This is a genomic window from Desulfonatronovibrio hydrogenovorans DSM 9292 (assembly GCF_000686525.1).
Lineage (GTDB): Bacteria > Desulfobacterota > Desulfovibrionia > Desulfovibrionales > Desulfonatronovibrionaceae > Desulfonatronovibrio > Desulfonatronovibrio hydrogenovorans.
Genome location: NZ_JMKT01000008.1, coordinates 17,168 through 34,233 on the forward strand (window position 1 = coordinate 17,168; position 17,066 = coordinate 34,233).

Consider the following 17,066-nt stretch of genomic DNA (forward strand, 5'->3'; position numbering starts at 1 on the left):
GACCATATAAACCCGTTTTAGTTCAACTTGCAACAACCCCTGATGCGTCAGCAAGTTTACCCCCCAGCCGACTGACAATTCTTTCCAGGTCCCGGAACAAAACAGGTTTGGCCAGATATTCGTCCATGCCTGCCTCCAGAAATCTCTCCCTGTCTCCGGCCATGACATGAGCTGTCAGGGCCACAATGGGCACCCGGGCTTTACCAGAAGGGTTTTGTTCCCTGATCCTTCTGGTGGCTTCCACCCCGTCCATGACCGGCATTTGTACATCCATCAGGATCAGATCAAAGTCCTTTTCCTGCAAAGACTTTAGCACTTCCACTCCGGTCCGGGCCAGACTGACCCGGTGACCGGCCTTTTCCAGGAATATTTTAAGGGCTGCCTGGTTGGCCGGGTCGTCCTCAGCCAGGAGGATATCAAACTTTGAACCAGCCTTAATGGTTTTTGTTTCCAAACCTAAATCCATTTCCTGTCTGCCAGCGGGTCTGTCAAACCCCAGGACAACATGAAAAGTACTTCCCTGGCCCGGGCTGCTCTCCAGGCACATATTGCCCTGCATCAGCCTGACCAGCCGTCTGACTATGGCCAGGCCCAGTCCTGCTCCCTGGTAGCGTCTGGTATGGGAACCGTCTGCCTGGACAAAGGGCGAAAACAGCCTGTCCACCATGTGTTCGGGAATGCCCGGGCCTGTGTCTTTGATGCTGAACATGAGTCGCAGATCCCGGCCTCTGGCCGGGGACAGGGCCTGGATCATCAGCTCGACTCTGCCCTGATCCGTGAACTTGATTGCGTTGCCCACCAGGTTGAAGAGAATCTGGCGGATCCTGGTCTCGTCTCCCAGGACTTCCTCCGGAACCAGAGGGTCAATCTGAAAATCAAGCTCAAGGCCTTTTTCCCTGGCCGCGACTTTAAACAGGTCCGTCATGGAATCCAGGACATCCCTGATCCTGAAATGAGCTTCCACCAGTTCCATCATCCCGGCTTCCACCCTGGAGATATCCAGAATATCCGACAAAAGTCTGTTCAGCCTGGATGCGGACTGGACAGCCAACAAGGCGTACTGCTCCTGTTCCAAATCCAGGCTGGAGTCCCTGAGCAGCTGCAGCATGCCCATGATCCCGTTCAGGGGCGTCCTGATCTCATGGCTCATATTGGCCAGAAACTCGGACTTGGCCAGGTTGGCTGCTTCAGCTTCCTCCTTGGCCCTGACCAGGGACTCCTGGTTCATCTTGCTCTGGGTGATGTCTTCCCGGATCAAAATCCCCCCGGCTACCGTGCCATTCTGAATGACAGGCACTCCCCGGATGCTGATCCAGCCGGAACCACCGCAGGCAAACTCAGGTATATAGACTTCACTCCGGTCATAGCTTTCTCCCTCCAGGATCTTCATGACCTCTCCGGCAATACCCGCCCTGACCAGGCCGGGCAGCTGATCAATGGACCGGCCCAGAAAAAAAGACTTGTCCAGACATCCTTTGGACAACTTCTCCAGATGCCATTCATTGACAAAACTCACCCGGCCCTGAGGGTCAAAGAGCATTATGGAGATTGGACATTTTTCCGCCAGGGTCTTGAACCTGGCCTCTCTTTCCCGCACAGCAGCCTCGGTCTGCTTGCGGAGCATGGCCTCTCCAATCCGGCCGGCAATGTCCTCCAGGGCGTAAATGGCTTCGCTGCTGAACTGGCCTGTTTTATGGTGGTTGACCTGGAGAATTCCGACCACTTCGGTTTTTCTGCGGATGGGCACCAGAGCCACTGATCCGTACCCAAAATGGACGCACTGGTTTCTGGGCCTTGATCTGGGATCTTCTGTTTCAGGCAGGTTGAGCACTGCAAAAGAGTCATTGGTCCAGCAGGTTCCCCTGGAGGTGAGCATGGGATTGGAAGAGACCTTCTGTCCGCCGATAACCAGGCCGCAAGTACACTCAAGATCCGGGGATCCGTCCGGGTTGCGACAGATGTCTCCGGATCCATCCCTGGTCAACAGGGAGTTTTCTTTTTGCAAAAATTCCCGGGAAAAACCCAGGTGAACCAGATAGGGATAGTCCTCACCCTGCTGAAGGCGGATACCTGCTGCATCACATCCTGTGATTTCCTTGACTGCAGCAATGATCTTTTGCAGTGAATCTTCCAGGCTGGAAGGCTGGTTCAACAGTTCCAGCACCCGGCTGGTCAGATCCCGGTAGGCCTGGGCCTGCTTCTGCCAGGTAATGTCCCGGCACAGTCCCATGAAACGGTCTCCGCGAATGGCCACTGCTTTCAAGGCCACCTGGATATCCCTGCCATCCTTTGTCCGGATAATGGTTTCCATCTCCCTGGTCCCTTTATCCTTGAGCGAGCCCAGGATGGCTGAAGCCTGACCGGGTCTGGTGGGCGAGGAAAGATCATGGATACTCATGCTCAGAAGCTCATCCCTGGCATATCCGGTCATCTGACAGGCAGCAGGATTAACATCAATATAATTGCCTGATCCATCAGTAATGAATATGCCCAGGGGTGCGTTTTCCACGTAAACCCGGTATTTCTCTTCCGACTCCTTGAGAGCTTCCCTGTCCCTTTCTCTGGAAAGCCTCCTGGCCATCAGGGTTCCCAGAAAGGCGGTTGCAGGAGGATAAATAAGCAGCACTGGCAGGGCTATGCCGGACAGGACCGGTCCAGCGATCTCTCTGGGCAGGGTCAGCATCAGGACCAGCATCAGGACATGAACCACCAGGCCGAACAAGTACAGTCCGGCCCAGGAAAGTCTTTCCAGGGAAGTCTTTTGCCTGTAGCGCCAGGCCAGGCCGACCCCTCCCGAACTCAGGATCACCAGGAGTCCTGTGACCACCCCTTCTCCCCCCTGAAAAACCCGGAAAACCGCTGCCATGAACATGGTGATCAAGGTTGGAATGGTCCCGAAAAAAAGACCGCTGATACTGATCAGGATGGAGCGGGTGTCAAAGACCACTCCGGGCAGCATGGGCCAGGCCGAAGCCATGAGCAGGATGCAGATCCCGCCAAGGGCCAGTCCTACCATCACTTTATGCAGTATGGTCCGGCCCGGACGCCAGCTCAGGGCAAAGAAGTCAAACAACAGAGCCGCCGCCAGAAGCAGGGCCGCATTCTGTACCAGACCGCCGAGACTGCCGGCTAAATCCATTATTTTCCCTCCACCGGGTATTTAGGCTGGCGGACAGACCTGGGTTTCATGAAGGTATCATCCCTGTTTTGACCTGTGTCTGGCCAGCGTCCGGATAAGATCTTCCATTTTCAGAGGCTTGGAAAGGTAGTCATCCATTCCGGCCTGCAGAAACCTTTCTCTGTCCCCCACCATGGCGTGAGCAGTCAGGGCGATGATGGGCACATTCTTTTTATTTCCTGGAAAGGAAGATTCCCTGATGATTCTGGTGGCTTCCAAACCATCCATTTCCGGCATATTAACGTCCATGAGGATCAGATCAAAGTCCCCTTCTTCCATGGCTTTCAAGGCCTGAAAACCGTTTTCCACCACCTGGACTGCATGTCCGGCTTTTTCCAGGAGGGTCCTGATCATGAATCGGTTGACCGGATCGTCTTCAGCCACAAGGATCCGGCTCCCCGGATCCAGAACCGGATCATTTTTGGCCTGGATCTGCTCCGGCAGGCAGGACATGGCAGGACGTACCGGGATCATGACCCTGATCAGGGTTCCCTTTCCCGGTTCACTCTCCAGGGAGATGTCCCCTTGCATCAGGTCCACCAGGCGCTGGACAATGGCCAGGCCCAGGCCCACCCCCTGATGCCTGCGGGACAGCGAACCCTCCACCTGGAAAAAAGAGCTGAAAATCCGGTCCTGCTCATGCTCAGGGATGCCAATCCCTGTGTCCCGGATATTGAACCTGACCATCAGCCTGTGGTTCTCAGTCCGATCCACCATCTGGACCTCCAGGGAAACTCCACCCTGATCCGTAAACTTGACCGCATTGCCCACCAGGTTGAACAGAATCTGCCTGATCCTGGCCTCGTCACCCCTGATTATTTCCGGCAGATTCCGGTCCATATGGTGGCGGATTGCAATGCCTTTTTCCCTGCAGACCACATGAAACAGCTCAGGAACCGATCTGACCAGGTCGTGGAGGTTGAAATCCTGCTCCAAAATCTCCAGCTTGCCTGCCTCCACCTTGGAAATATCCAGGATATCAGACAACAGCCTGGTCAGCCTGTCTACGGATTCCACTGCCAGGGAAACAAACTCATCTTGTTCCTGATCCAGAGAAGTGGACCTGAGCAGCTGCATCATCCCCATGATTCCATTCAAGGGTGTCCTGATCTCGTGACTCATATTGGCCAGAAACTCGGACTTGGCCCGGTTGGCTGCTTCAGCCTCTTTTTTGGCCTGCAGTATTTTGTCTTCAGCTTCTTTTCTGACCGTGATGTCGGAAAAAATGCATGCAAACCTGCCTGGAGACGGACAAAACGCAGTGACCTCAAAATAGCAATCCAGTTCACCGGAAAAGTTCTCAAAGGACATGCCCTTGCCGGTCAGCGCAACCCGGCCGTAGCGGTCGATCCAGTCAGCTTCCGTGCCTGGCAGAACCTCCAGGACTGTCCTGCCCACAACATCTCCGGCCTTGAGTCTGGTCAACCTCTCAAAAGCGGGATTCACATCCAGAAAACGGTAGTCCACGGGCCGGCCCTGTTCATCGCAGATTATCTCGTGCAGGGCAAAGCCGTCCAGCATTTCGTTAAAAAGGGACTTATAGCTTTTTTCAGCCTTGGTCCGCTGGACCATTTCCTTTTGAAGCTCACTGTTCATCCTGCTCAGTTCTCTGGTCCGGTCAAGAACCCTTGCCTCCAGCTCCCTGCGTTCGGCCAGAAGCCTGTCAGACATGGTGTTAAAGGCCTTGACCATTTCTGCCAGTTCCCGGCCTATGGGAAGATCAATCCTTTGTCCCAGACAGCCAGGATCCTGAGCAATATTCCAGGCCTTGGCCCTGATTGCAGCCAGGGGTCTGAACAGGCTGCGCCTGCTCAGAACAGTTATTGAAAAATAAAGTCCAGTCAGGATGATTCCCATGACTGCAGCCAGCAGCCAGGAAAGCTGATTAGCGGTACTGTAGGCATCACCCAGGGGAATGCGTATGGAAGAAGCTGAGACCACTTCTCCCGGAAATCTGTTAAAGCTCCTGGAAGGGCCATAGATCTCCACCAGTTCCCTGGGCGCATATTCAGGCAGACTGTGACAGGACAGGCACGACTCTTCCATGACCTCTCCCCGGCGCAGAACCGTGAAATAGGGCTGGTCATCAAAGTACCGGATCATGGAGGTGAACTGCAGTCCCGGGTCCTGATTCAGGTCCCTGATGAACTGCTTTTCAAGTGCATCAGCCTCATTATCCGGATGCCTGGCATTGATGGCTGCTTCTTTGTAGTAGAGCCGGGCATCGCTCAGATCTTTGTAGTATAGGTCCATTTCCCTGACTGCAAAAGTCGAGGACATCCAGACCGGTTCAAATCGGTCAGGGTCACCATCCCTGGCGGAAGACTCAAACAGGAACGGCTTGAGCTGATCTGTGAAATAGGAGTGGACTGCCAGCCTGCTGTTCAGGATGATGGCGGCCTTGTCCCTGGCTTCGCTCAAGGCGTGTTTCTTCATCTGCCAGTTGACAAACAGGATCATCACCAGTCCGGCCAGGACAAAAATGACCCCGATCATCAGAGATAAACGGCTGCTGATGCTCATCAGGTTCTCCGGCTGAAAAAATGATCAAAAAACATCACAATAATTCCTGGCCCTGAATATGCCTGACCAGGGAAGGCTCAATTCAGAGCACTTTTAACAACCATTACAGAAATACCCTTAAGAAGCAATATGCACACTTTAACAACATCCAAAGGTGGCCTGACCCAGCTTTGATCCATTCGGCTGAACCGTGCAAACAATTTGAACAGGCTGTTGGCTTAAAGAAAAGAATATCCAGACCCGGACTGGGCAGGACCCAGGGCTTAAGGCAGGCCAGAAAAAAGAAAATGCAGCGTTTTTGAAAAAGGGGAAGGGAAATGTCTTAAGCTCTAGCCCGGCCTGATGGTGTGAATGGTTTAATGCTTTGTTCTCTGGCAGGCAGGACAGGGCAAAAAAAAGCCCCCAGATCTCTCTGGGGGCTGTGATTTCTGGCTCCCCGGGACGGACTCGAATCACGCCAGGGCGTGACAAGCCGCCAATCACGCCAGGGGCGTGATTAACAGCCACCACCTTCCAAAAACCTGCCTATGCCCCGTTTTTTGATCTTGCGCTCGATCTGAATGGCCTCGGACCGGCTGGAAACCAAAGTACTCCAGACCAGATCCCAAGGACCCTTGTGACGTTTGGTGGTCAGAGTCAGGTTTTGTTCACCGGAATTGTGCTGGGCAATACGCCTGGTTAGGTCTTCTGTCTGGCCGCAATAATAACGTCCTGTTGACCTGCTTTGCAAAATATATACGGTAAACGCCATACAAACAAAAAAGCCCCCAGATTTCTCTGGGGGCTGTGATTTCTGGCTCCCCGGGACGGACTCGAATCACGCCAGGGCGCGACAAGCCGCCAATCACGCCAGGGGCGTGATTAACAGCCACTAACCTCCCTCAGAGATCAGCTTCTGACAAAATATATCCTGGTAAAGTAAAAAGCCCCCAAATCTCTTTGGGGGCTGTGATTTCTGGCTCCCCGGGACGGACTCGAACCGCCAACCTAGTGGTTAACAGCCACCCGCTCTGCCGATTGAGCTACCGGGGAACATCTTGAGTAATCTTCCGCAAGGCTGTGAATACCGAGCGGAAGTGCAGATGTTTATGTTAGTTTGATCTGGAAGTCAATACTTTTTATTGACCTGCCTGACCTGCTATCTGCCAAGCCACTGGTTGACCAGTTCAGGGTTGTCGCTGATGAAGGTCTTGGCGCTTTCATAAGGATCAGCACCCCTCTCCTGGTTCATGACCATAACTGTGGCCATCTGCTCCTGGGTCCAGTAGAAATTATCCAGGAAGCTGTATACTTCGGGCATATCGTCACTTAAGCCCTGGCGGACGATGGTGGCGATATGTTCTTCTTCACCGTAGACGCCCTTGGGATCATCCAGGTATTTCAGGCTCCAGCGGCCGAACTTCCAGTGAGGGGACCAGCCGGTCACAGCCACCCACTCCTCATTCTGGATGGCGTCCTGCAGAGCAGCAGCCATGGTGGCACCGCTGCCTTCCACCAGTTCGATATTGTTCAGCCCGTAATCCACAATGGCTTCCTCGGTCCTGGACATGATGCCTGCTCCGGGATCAATGCCCACAATCCTGCCCCTGAACTTGTCAGCATTGGCATTCATCTCCTCAATGGAGCTGATGGTGACGTAGTCAGGGACCACCAGGCCGATCTTGGCACCATGGGCCAGGGGACCGAGATTCTCAAACCTGCCTTCCAGCTGTTCAAAGTACCCGGCATGGGTCACCGGCAGCCAGGCAGTCACCATCCCGTCTGCATCCCCGGTTGCCACAGCCTGCCACATGGCAGCCGCACCCACAGGCAGAACCTCGACATTGTATCCCAGTTCTTCCTGCAGAACAGCCTGTACAACATAAGTGCTGGCCACAGCGCAGTCCCACTCAACATAAGTCAGGGTGATATTACCTCTGGCCTCGGCCTTGGCCGGTGAAAAACCTACAAGTAACGCCAGCATGGAAAATACCAGCAATCCTTTCTTAAACATAACAATCCTCCTGTTTTTTACAATTAATCCTATTGCTTGGCCAGTTTTTGCAAAACACGGTCCAAGACAATGGCCACAATAACAATACCTATGCCGGCCTCAAATCCGGCTCCGGGCTGAAGCCTCTGAATGGCCCGCCAGACCTCGCCTCCAAGCCCGCGCGCCCCGATCATGGCTGCAATTACAACCATGGACAGAGCCAGCATGATGGTCTGGTTCACCCCGCCCATGATGGTGGTCTTGGCCAGGGGGAGCTGGATCTTGAAGAGCTTCTGCCAGCGGTCCGCCCCAAAGGCGTCAGCGCATTCCACCAGTTCTCTGGGAACCTGCTTGATGCCCAGGGTGGTAAATCTGATGGCCGGGGGCATGGAAAAAATCACTGTGGCGAAAATGGCCGCCACCCTGCCCAGCCCGAAAAACGGAATGGCCGGAATAAGGTAAACAAAAGCCGGCAAAGTCTGCATGAAGTCCAGAATAGGCCGGACCACCTTATATGCATAATTATTCAAGGCACAGAATATCCCGATGGGGATTCCAATGGAAATGGCAATGAGGGTGGCCACCAGGACCAGGGACAGGGTGCTGACCGTTGCCGACCACAGTCCCAGATTCCAGATAAGTCCAAGACCCAGAAAGGTGAACACCGTCACCCCCCGCTGTCTGGTCAGATAAAACACAATACCGGTCATGATCACGATCATCAGTACCGGATGCACTCCCATCATGGCGGTTTCCATGACCCTGATGCCCTGATCAGCAACAGCAGAAAAAGCCTTGGTGGCAAAGGCCAGATGAGTGACCAGAAAATCCAGGACCGCTTCTATGCCGTCTCCCAGGGGTATTCTTGGAAGTTCGAGATTCATATGTTTCCTCCCCGCTCGGCAATGGCCGCCATCAGAATACCTTTGACGATGATGCCTTTCAATTTGTTGTTTTCATCCACCACAGCCACAGGATAAGAAATATCCTGCATGACCGCGAAAAGGTCCGAGGCTGAGGTGTCCGGGCTGACCGTTGAAATATCCCGGTGGATTACTGAGTCCAGATTTTTTTCACCCTTTTCAATGAGCTTGGCCACTTCATTGGCAAAGACAATCCCCTGCAGGCTGTTGTCCTTGTCCAGAACAAAAAGGGATGCAATGGCGTTGTTCTTCATCTTGCGCATGGCCGTCCTGGGACCGTCGGCAGTCAGATAGGCCACGTCCTGGGATTTTTTCATGATGGTTTCTGCAGTCAGGACCTTGGTGATGTCCACTTCTTCAACAAATTTGGCTACATATTCATTGGAAGGGTTCATGAGGATGTCTTCAGGCGTTCCGATCTGGACCACGGCCCCGTCCTTCATGAGCACAATCCGGTCACCCAGCTTCAGGGCCTCATCCAGATCGTGGCTGATAAAGACAATGGTCTTGCGCATGGTCTGCTGCAGGCTGATGAGCTCATCCTGCATATCCCTCCTGATAAGGGGGTCCAGGGCGCTGAATGCCTCATCCATGAGCAGGATGTCCGGATCCAGAGCCAGGGCCCTGGCTAGACCAACCCGCTGCTGCATCCCCCCGGAAAGCTCAGATGGAAACTTTTCTCCCCAGCCTTTGAGACCTACCAGTTCCAGAGCCTGTTCTGCTTTTTCCCGGCGCAAGCCCTGCTCAGCTCCCTGGATTTCCAGGCCGAATTCCACATTATGAATTACTGTTCGATGGGGAAACAGGGCGAAATTCTGAAAAACCATTCCAAACTTCTCCCGTCTGAACTGACGAAGCTGGTCTTTGCTCAGCTTGCGCACATCCTGGCCATCCACCAGAATCTCGCCTGAAGTAGGCTCAAAAAGCCTGTTTATGCAGCGCACCAGGGTGGACTTTCCGCTTCCGGACAGGCCCATGACAACGACTATTTCACCTTCCTTGACGTCAAAGGAGGCATTATTGACTCCAACCACAGCCCCTGTCTTGGCCTGGATCTGATCCTTGGACTGGCCGTCCTTGAGCATGGCCAGGGCCTTTTTCGGGCTGTCACCAAAGATCTTGCATACATTCTTGAGTACAATTTTTTCCATTAATAATCCTGCTTGTTAAGTGGATGATACATCTTCTCCTAATCTCGATTGTATCTGTTTATCATAAAACAGAGTAATGTCAAGAATCGGTCATCCGACGCTCAATACTCTTGCAAATGATATGTATCACTTTGTGACGGCAATCCCAAATCAATGGTTATTATTGTCTTTTTTCAGCAATACATCTTCAACAATATAGTACTAATATCCATGATCAACAGTCACACTTTGCCCGGTCAACAACAAATGCTTGTAATTTGAATAACCATCAGCCTCTGAAGCCCGTACTGCGTCAAACAGACGCCTGTTTTTGATATTCACTTGGCACAACCCCCAAAATACCCTCGAACAACCCCGGTAAGCCGCCCTTTTCTTGACGTCTTGACTAAATTTCAATATCTAGTCAGTTTCCTGTCTGGACAGTCTCATCCTGAGCACGGCCCTTGGGAGGTTTTCACAACCCTCCTGCCCAAACTTTACGGCATCATGAATCTTCCGGGCGGAAAAAGAACCAGACCTTATTTAAGGATTTCAAGTTGAACAAACAAAACCAGAACGATCAAAGCGAAAGCCAGGTTATTCAGCATCGCAGACAAAAAGCCAAGTTCCTGGCCGACAACCAGGTCCCTCTTTTCCCTAACACCTTTCGCAAGGACACTGATATCTTTTCAGTCATCTCTGCCAGGGGGGACGCAAGTGCAGAAGACCTTGAAAAGGATCCAGGGGAGTACAGTGTAGCCGGACGGATCATGGCCCTGCGCTCTTTCGGCAAGGTCACCTTCATCCATATCCAGGACCATACCGAAAGAATCCAGGTCTTTGTTCAACGCGATGTTTTGGGCCAGGAACATTACCAGATATTCAAGAAATTCGACATTGGCGACATCGTAGGCGTCAAGGGAGGCCTGTTCAGAACCAGGACCGGCGAGCTGACCATCAAGGCTGACCACATCATGCTTCTGTCCAAGTCCTTTCGTCCCCTGCCGGAAAAGTATCACGGCCTGAAGGACGTTGAAACCAGGTATCGCCAGAGATATGTGGACCTGCTGGTCAATCCGGATGCCAAAAGAATTTTTTCGGCCAGAACCAGGATAGTCCGGTTCATAAGGGAATTCCTGGATCAAAAGGGATTCATGGAGGTGGAGACCCCCATGATGCAGGCCATACCCGGCGGAGCAACAGCCCGGCCCTTTCACACCCACCATAACGCCCTGGATATGAAACTTTACCTGCGTATCGCGCCTGAGCTGTACCTGAAAAGACTCCTGGTGGGCGGTTTTGAAAAAGTCTATGAAATAAACCGCAATTTTCGCAATGAAGGGATCTCCACCCGGCACAATCCTGAATTCACCATGCTTGAATTTTACTGGGCCTATGTGGATTTCCAGGAACTCATGGCTTTTACCGAGGAGATGTTCTCTTCCCTGGCCATGCATATGTTCGGCCAGACCAGAATCATTTATCAGGAGAACACCATTGACCTGACCCCCCCCTGGACCAAGTTGTCATTCCACGAGTCCCTGGAAAAGATCGGCGGACTGGCCAGGGAAGACTTCCAGGACCCGGAAAAGGCCACCCGCCTGGTCAAAAATCTTGGCGAAAGCGTCCAGACCGGGGAAAAACTTGGCAAAATCCAGGCCAAGCTTTTCGACATCCTGGTGGAGCCAAAGCTGGTCCAGCCCCATTTTATATACCACTACCCCACGGACATATCGCCTTTGTCCAGAAAAAACGAACAAGACCCCTCCATCACTGACCGCTTTGAACTGTTCATCACGGGCCGGGAAATGGCCAATGCCTTTTCCGAACTCAATGACCCCATGGATCAGAGGGAACGGTTTGAGGACCAGGTTCTGGAAAAGGAAGCTGGAGACGACGAAGCCCATTTCATGGATGAGGATTATGTCCGGGCCCTGGAGTACGGAATGCCTCCGGCTGGTGGCGAAGGCATCGGTATTGACCGGCTGGTCATGCTCTTTACTGATTCACCATCCATCCGGGAGGTGATCCTCTTTCCCCTTCTCCGGCCGGAGGTGTCAACCGGTTGATGACTTTTGAGTTTTTCATCGCCCTGCGCTATCTAAGGGCCAAAAGAGAACAGGCCTTTATTTCAGTCATTTCCCTTGTATCCATACTGGGGGTAGCCCTGGGTGTGGCCTCACTGATCATTGTCCTGGGAGTGATGAACGGATTCAGCCAAAACCTGAGGGACAAGATCCTGGGTATTAATGCCCACGTGCTGGTGGGCAGCTATACCGGAGGAATCCCTGATTATTTCCACCTGGCCGGCGAGCTGGAAGAGATCCCTGGTGTCAGGGGAGTCGCCCCCTTTATCTATACTGAAGTCATGCTAAGTTCACCCGGTGGGGTCAAGGGCGTGGTCCTGAGGGGCATTGACCCTCAGCAGGCCTCCAATGTCCTGTCCCTGGACCGGGAGATGATATCCGGACGGGTCCAGGATCTGGAAGAGGAAAGGGATTTTCCCGGGATCATCATTGGCCGGGAACTGGCCACAGGAGTAGGGGTGGGCCGGGGGGACACCGTGAACATCCTTTCTCCTTCCGGGGGCAGGTCTTCAGCTGGATTCACCCCCACGGTCAGCACTTTTGAGGTCCGGGGAATATTCAGGACTGGAATGTATGAATACGACAGCTCCTTTGGATATACCTCCATATCTGCAGCCCAGTCCATTCTGGGCTTCAGAGAAGATCTGGTCACCGGGCTGGAGCTGCGGGTTTTTGATGCTGACCAGGCCCACGTGGCAGCCGGACGGGTTGGAGAATTTCTGGGCGGATATCCGTTTTATGTACGCCATTGGATGGAAATGAATCAGAACCTGTTTGCAGCCCTGAAACTGGAAAAAATCGCCATGGGAGTGATTCTGGCCATGATCGTGCTGGTGGGTTCCTTCAGCATCATCACCGCCCTGGTCATGCTGGTCATGGAAAAGACCCGGGATATTGCAGTGATGATGTCCATGGGGGCCACCAGGGCCACCATCCGCAGGATATTCATCATCTTAGGGATGATGATCGGGACCGTAGGCACTGCCCTGGGATTTGCATTTGGTCTGGGAATAAGTCACTTACTGAAAAAATACCAGTTCATCCGCCTTCCGGCTGATGTCTACTATCTGGATCATCTGCCGGTTCTTCACCAGACCGGAGATCTGGTTTTAATCGGTCTGGCCGCCATGCTCCTCTGTTTCATGGCCACCATTTATCCGGCCAGAAAGGCTTCGAACCTGAATCCAGCCGATGCACTGCGATATGAATAACAATCTGTACAAACTGGAAAAAATTTCCAAAACCTTTGCCGGAACTTCTGAACCGGTGCATGTGCTTAAGGATATCGACCTGACCATAGAACCTGGACAGTCCATTGCCATCAGAGGGGCTTCCGGGTCGGGCAAAAGTACACTTCTGCACATCCTGGGCACTCTGGACACCCCCACTTCCGGCAGGATATTTCTGGGGGATGCCGAACTGACATCCATTTCTCCAGAGGATAAGGCCCTGCTTCGAAGGACCAGGATCGGTTTCATATTCCAGTTTCACCATCTCCTGCCTGAATTCAGCACTGTGGAAAATGTGTCCCTGCCGGCCATCCTTTCCGGGCTTGACAGGAAAAAAGCCCAGGAAAAAGCCCTGATTGCTCTGGAGCAGGTGGGGCTGGCTGACAAGGCCGGTCAGGCCGTGACCACTCTGTCCGGCGGAGAATCCCAGAGAGTGGCTATTGCCAGGGCCATTCTTTCCGGACCCAGGGTGCTTCTGGCTGACGAACCCACCGGCAACCTTGACGTGGACAGGGGCAGGGAGATAGGAGAACTATTGCTCAGACTGAACCGGGAAATGGCAATGACCCTGGTGGTGGTCACCCACAATCTTGAACTGGCTTCATTCATGAACCTAAACTATGAACTGAAATCGGGAAAACTATATGTTGTCAACAACTAGGCTCTTGCCGTCTTTATTTTTTTTCTTCCTGGTGTGGGGGCTTTGGGCGGTTTCCTTTGCCAGTCCGGCCATTTCCGCCCAGAAAACCGCTGTTTTGCCCTTTGAGATCAACGCCCCGGAAGACCTGGCCTACCTTGATACCGGACTGCCCACCATGCTCATCAACTCCCTCCGGGACAAAGGGCTGGAAGTAAACGACCTGGAAAGGGTCAAAAATGTCATCACCAGAGAAGAGATCGAATATCTTGATGTATCAACCTCCAGAAGACTGGCCCTGATGCTGGACAGCAGATATGCTGTCTACGGAAGCTTCAGCCAGGTGGAGGAATACATAAGCCTAGACGTCCGACTGGTGGACGGATTCGGTGAAAAAGAAACCGTTCCCTTTTACATAGTCAAGGAAGGGGTCATCAATATCCTGCCTGCAGTGGAAGAACTGGCCCAGAGAATATACAATGAACTCCTGCAGGAGGACCGCATCGCCAGCATCAACATCCAGGGAATCAACATCCTGGATCCCGACGTGGTTCTGCTCCGCCTGGGGATGCAGGAAGGGGACATCTTTGAGCCGGAAATGCTTAACCAGGAACTAAGAAGGATTTTTGATCTGGGCTACTTCGACGACGTCCACCTGGAAGTAAGTGATACTCCCCAGGGCAAGGAAGTGACCATCATCGTGGATGAAAAGCCGCTGATTCAGAACATCAACATCCAGGGAGCAGACAAGGTCAAGGAAAAAGACATCCGGGAAGCCCTGACCACCAGGACCGGAACCGTTGTCAACCCAAGGATCATCAGCGAGGACCTGGGCCGGATCAGGGAACTGTACCGGGGCAAGGGCTATTACAACGCCACTGTGGATTACAATGTCACTTCCATAGATGACCGCACTGCCAACTTAAATGTCCGCATTGAAGAGGGCAACCGACTCTTTGTCCGGGGGATCGAGATCCAGGGGGCGGAAAGCATCAGTCAAAGGCAGCTGCGCAAAGAAATGGCCCTGAAAAGAAGGGGCATGTTTTCCTGGCTCACCGGCCGGGGCATCCTCAGGGAAGAGCTTTTGGACCGGGACGCTGCAGCCATTGAAGCCCACTACGCCAACCAGGGTTTCATTGACGCCCGGGTGGGCCAGCCTGTGGTCAACTATGAGGAGGACGGGATCTATCTTGTTTTTCACGTGGAAGAAGGACCCAGGTACAAAGCCGGGACAGTGGACTTCCGCGGCGACCTTTTGGTCAGCGTGGAAGAGCTGCTGGAAGTAACCAGGGTGGACGATCTGGGCAGAGAAGGAAAGTATTTTGACCGGTCAGCCATGCATGGCGACATCCAGAACCTGGCTGATTTCTACACTGACTTTGGCTACGCCTTTGCTGAAGCAGACGTGGATATGGATGTGGACACGGAAAATCGGGTGGTCAATGTGACCTACATCCTGGACAAGAGTGACAAAATCTATATCCGCAGGGTCCGCATCGAAGGCAACGACAAGACCAGGGACAATGTTATTCGAAGGGAGATGAGGCTATCCGACGGCGACCTGTTCAGCGGCACAGCCCTGCGCAGGTCCAACGAACGCCTGAACCGGCTTGACTACTTTGAAACCGTTGAGATTGAACCTGTACCCACAGAATCCGATGAAGAGCTGGACCTGGTGGTCCGGGTGGCTGAGCAGCCCACTGGAATCCTTTCAGCCGGGGCTGGCTACTCTTCATATGACCGGGTATTTTTCACAGGCATGATCCAGCAGCGCAACCTCTTTGGAAAAGGCTACAGCCTGGGCTTCAGCGGATCATTCGGTCGAAGAACCACCAGTTATGACCTGAGTTTCTGGAACCCCTATTTCCGGGATTCCAACCTGGGCCTGGGTGGTGACCTGTACTGGATCGACGACGAATACTTCACCTATGACAAGAAAACCAGGGGCGGCAGAGTCAGGTTTTCCTACCCTCTGGGTGAATACACCAATCTTTACTGGCACTACCGCCTGGACAAGTCCACCATTGACAACCTTTCCAGAAATGTACACCGGGATATCCGCGAGCTGAAGGGTGACCGCTGGGCCAGCTCGGTTTATGTGGCTGCGTCCAGGGATACCACTGACAGGAGAATGAATCCCTCCAGGGGAACCATAAACACCTTGTCTGTGGAGCATGCCGGGGGAATCATCGGCGGAGATGACAACTTTGTAAAATACATCTACAAATCTGATTACTACCGCCCCCTGTTCTGGCGGACAGTTTTTCACTGGCGCGGTCAGGCCGGTTACATCATGAAGAATACCAGTGAAAAAATACCCAATTATGAATTGTTTGCCCTGGGTGGAATAAACAGCGTTCGCGGCTACTCAGCCAGGAAAATTGCACCCAGGTATGAGGATAACGAGGTCAAGGGCGGGGATAAGCATTTTTTCACCAACTTTGAACTCATTTTCCCATTGAATGAGGATATCGGCCTCATGGGGCTGGTCTTTTTTGACGCCGGTGAGGTCTGGGATGTTGGGGAACGGGTTGACTTTGACCTGTATAAAAGTGTGGGAACCGGTATAAGATGGTATTCCCCCCTGGGTCCCATCAGGGTGGAATACGGCTACGGACTTGACCGGCTGGATGGGAAAAGGCATAGCAGAGTGGAGTTCAGTGTTGGACAGATTTTTTAGGATGCTTAGACTAATTCCGGGCGCCTAAGATTAACCGGCCAGCTTTCCCAAAGCTCCAGCTTCCAACCAGGCATAAGCTGGGGCCTTGAAAACCCGGTCCCAGGCCAGACTCAATAAATTGATCAACAACCTATCAGGGAGAATAAAATGAGAAAAATCGGAATCTTTTTCATGGCCTTTATCCTGTTTTCCGGCCCAGCCTGGGCTGAAGACAAAATGGCCTACGTGGAAGTCCAGAGGGTTCTGGAAACTTCAGAGCCGGGCAGGGCCGCCCTGGGCACCCTTACCCAGAGATTCGAAGACATGCGGGCGGAACTTGACCGGGAAAGGGCTGACCTGGAAAGGCTGCGTCAGGAAATGCAGCAGCAAAGCCTGGTCCTCAGTCAGGACGCCCAGCAGGATCTTGAATCCGAACTCAGGGCCAAGGTCAGGGAATTTCAGGAAATGTTTCAGGCCTATCAGGCCAGGATGCAGCAGGAAGAGCAGGAACTGTCTGATCCTATCATTGACGTGCTTTTTGACGTCATCAATGACTATGGGGAAAAAGAGGGCTACACCATTATTTTTGACGCCCAGTCCAGCGGGATCATCTATGCTTCCGACGCCCTGAACATCACAGAGACCATAATTGAAGAACTGAACAAGGCCTGGGCAGCTAAAAATTAATCCCGGCAGGTAACAGGATTTTCACTACTGAATCATTACCG

The 17,066-nt window shown here is 52.9% G+C and carries 11 protein-coding genes and 1 tRNA gene; 5 read left to right on the forward strand and 7 right to left on the reverse strand.

Translation table 11 applies throughout. The features are described 5' to 3' along the window. Window positions 1-22: 22 nt before the first annotated feature. The 7 genes from P771_RS18060 to P771_RS0101285 all read right to left on the reverse strand — a co-directional run bounded on the left by P771_RS18060 (window position 23) and on the right by P771_RS0101285 (window position 9,747). Window positions 23-3,139, reverse strand: coding sequence for a PAS domain S-box protein (locus P771_RS18060; RefSeq protein WP_051617028.1), 3,117 nt, complete (start codon window positions 3,137-3,139; stop codon window positions 23-25). 57 nt (window positions 3,140-3,196) lie between these two features. Then, window positions 3,197-5,701 carry a response regulator gene (locus P771_RS18065; RefSeq protein ID WP_051617029.1) on the reverse strand — a complete coding sequence of 835 codons (2,505 nt, stop codon included), beginning with the start codon at window positions 5,699-5,701 and terminating at the stop codon, window positions 3,197-3,199. 496 nt (window positions 5,702-6,197) lie between these two features. Further along, on the reverse strand, window positions 6,198-6,452 hold the full coding sequence (locus tag P771_RS0101265; protein WP_028573701.1) for a GIY-YIG nuclease family protein: 255 nt from the start codon (window positions 6,450-6,452) through the stop codon (window positions 6,198-6,200). A 205-nt stretch (window positions 6,453-6,657) separates the two neighbouring features. Further along, window positions 6,658-6,733 (reverse strand) — tRNA-Asn (locus P771_RS0101270). A gap of 106 nt (window positions 6,734-6,839) precedes the next feature. Further along, a complete protein-coding gene (locus P771_RS0101275) occupies window positions 6,840-7,694 on the reverse strand; it encodes a glycine betaine ABC transporter substrate-binding protein (protein ID WP_028573702.1) in 855 nt (284 codons plus the stop codon). Window positions 7,695-7,723: 29 nt separating this feature from the next. Beyond that, window positions 7,724-8,557, reverse strand: coding sequence for an ABC transporter permease (locus P771_RS0101280; RefSeq protein WP_028573703.1), 834 nt, complete (start codon window positions 8,555-8,557; stop codon window positions 7,724-7,726). Next, window positions 8,554-9,747 carry a quaternary amine ABC transporter ATP-binding protein gene (locus P771_RS0101285; protein ID WP_028573704.1) on the reverse strand — a complete coding sequence of 398 codons (1,194 nt, stop codon included), beginning with the start codon at window positions 9,745-9,747 and terminating at the stop codon, window positions 8,554-8,556. The genes P771_RS0101280 and P771_RS0101285 overlap by 4 nt, the downstream gene beginning before the upstream one ends. A gap of 536 nt (window positions 9,748-10,283) precedes the next feature. Between P771_RS0101285 and lysS the strand changes: the two genes are divergently transcribed. The 5 genes from lysS to P771_RS0101315 all read left to right on the forward strand — a co-directional run bounded on the left by lysS (window position 10,284) and on the right by P771_RS0101315 (window position 17,025). Beyond that, the gene (gene lysS / locus P771_RS0101290; RefSeq protein WP_028573705.1) at window positions 10,284-11,795 is read left to right on the forward strand and encodes a lysine--tRNA ligase; all 1,512 of its coding nucleotides are present in this window, start codon (window positions 10,284-10,286) and stop codon (window positions 11,793-11,795) included. Next, window positions 11,795-13,024, forward strand: coding sequence for a lipoprotein-releasing ABC transporter permease subunit (locus P771_RS0101295; protein ID WP_028573706.1), 1,230 nt, complete (start codon window positions 11,795-11,797; stop codon window positions 13,022-13,024). The genes lysS and P771_RS0101295 overlap by 1 nt, the downstream gene beginning before the upstream one ends. Beyond that, window positions 13,017-13,703 carry an ABC transporter ATP-binding protein gene (locus P771_RS0101300; protein WP_035243763.1) on the forward strand — a complete coding sequence of 229 codons (687 nt, stop codon included), beginning with the start codon at window positions 13,017-13,019 and terminating at the stop codon, window positions 13,701-13,703. The genes P771_RS0101295 and P771_RS0101300 overlap by 8 nt, the downstream gene beginning before the upstream one ends. Then, entirely contained in the window at window positions 13,687-16,359 is a 2,673-nt protein-coding gene (gene bamA / locus P771_RS0101305; RefSeq protein WP_035243765.1) for an outer membrane protein assembly factor BamA, read from the forward strand. Before P771_RS0101300 ends, bamA begins: the two co-directional genes overlap by 17 nt. Window positions 16,360-16,506: 147 nt before the next feature. After that, window positions 16,507-17,025, forward strand: coding sequence for an OmpH/Skp family outer membrane protein (locus P771_RS0101315; RefSeq protein WP_028573709.1), 519 nt, complete (start codon window positions 16,507-16,509; stop codon window positions 17,023-17,025). Window positions 17,026-17,066: the final 41 nt, after the last annotated feature.

Bases quoted from the DNA above. Each gene is read 5' to 3' on its own strand.
- P771_RS0101280 (WP_028573703.1), bottom strand. From the start codon at position 8,557: ATGAATCTCGAACTTCCAAGAATACCCCTGGGAGACGGCATAGAAGCG.
- P771_RS18060 (WP_051617028.1), bottom strand. From the start codon at position 3,139: ATGGATTTAGCCGGCAGTCTCGGCGGTCTGGTACAGAATGCGGCCCTG.
- P771_RS0101285 (WP_028573704.1), bottom strand. From the start codon at position 9,747: ATGGAAAAAATTGTACTCAAGAATGTATGCAAGATCTTTGGTGACAGC.
- P771_RS0101315 (WP_028573709.1), top strand. From the start codon at position 16,507: ATGAGAAAAATCGGAATCTTTTTCATGGCCTTTATCCTGTTTTCCGGC.
- P771_RS0101300 (WP_035243763.1), top strand. From the start codon at position 13,017: ATGAATAACAATCTGTACAAACTGGAAAAAATTTCCAAAACCTTTGCC.
- P771_RS0101265 (WP_028573701.1), bottom strand. From the start codon at position 6,452: ATGGCGTTTACCGTATATATTTTGCAAAGCAGGTCAACAGGACGTTAT.
- P771_RS0101275 (WP_028573702.1), bottom strand. From the start codon at position 7,694: ATGTTTAAGAAAGGATTGCTGGTATTTTCCATGCTGGCGTTACTTGTA.
- P771_RS18065 (WP_051617029.1), bottom strand. From the start codon at position 5,701: ATGAGCATCAGCAGCCGTTTATCTCTGATGATCGGGGTCATTTTTGTC.
- P771_RS0101295 (WP_028573706.1), top strand. From the start codon at position 11,795: ATGACTTTTGAGTTTTTCATCGCCCTGCGCTATCTAAGGGCCAAAAGA.
- bamA (WP_035243765.1), top strand. From the start codon at position 13,687: ATGTTGTCAACAACTAGGCTCTTGCCGTCTTTATTTTTTTTCTTCCTG.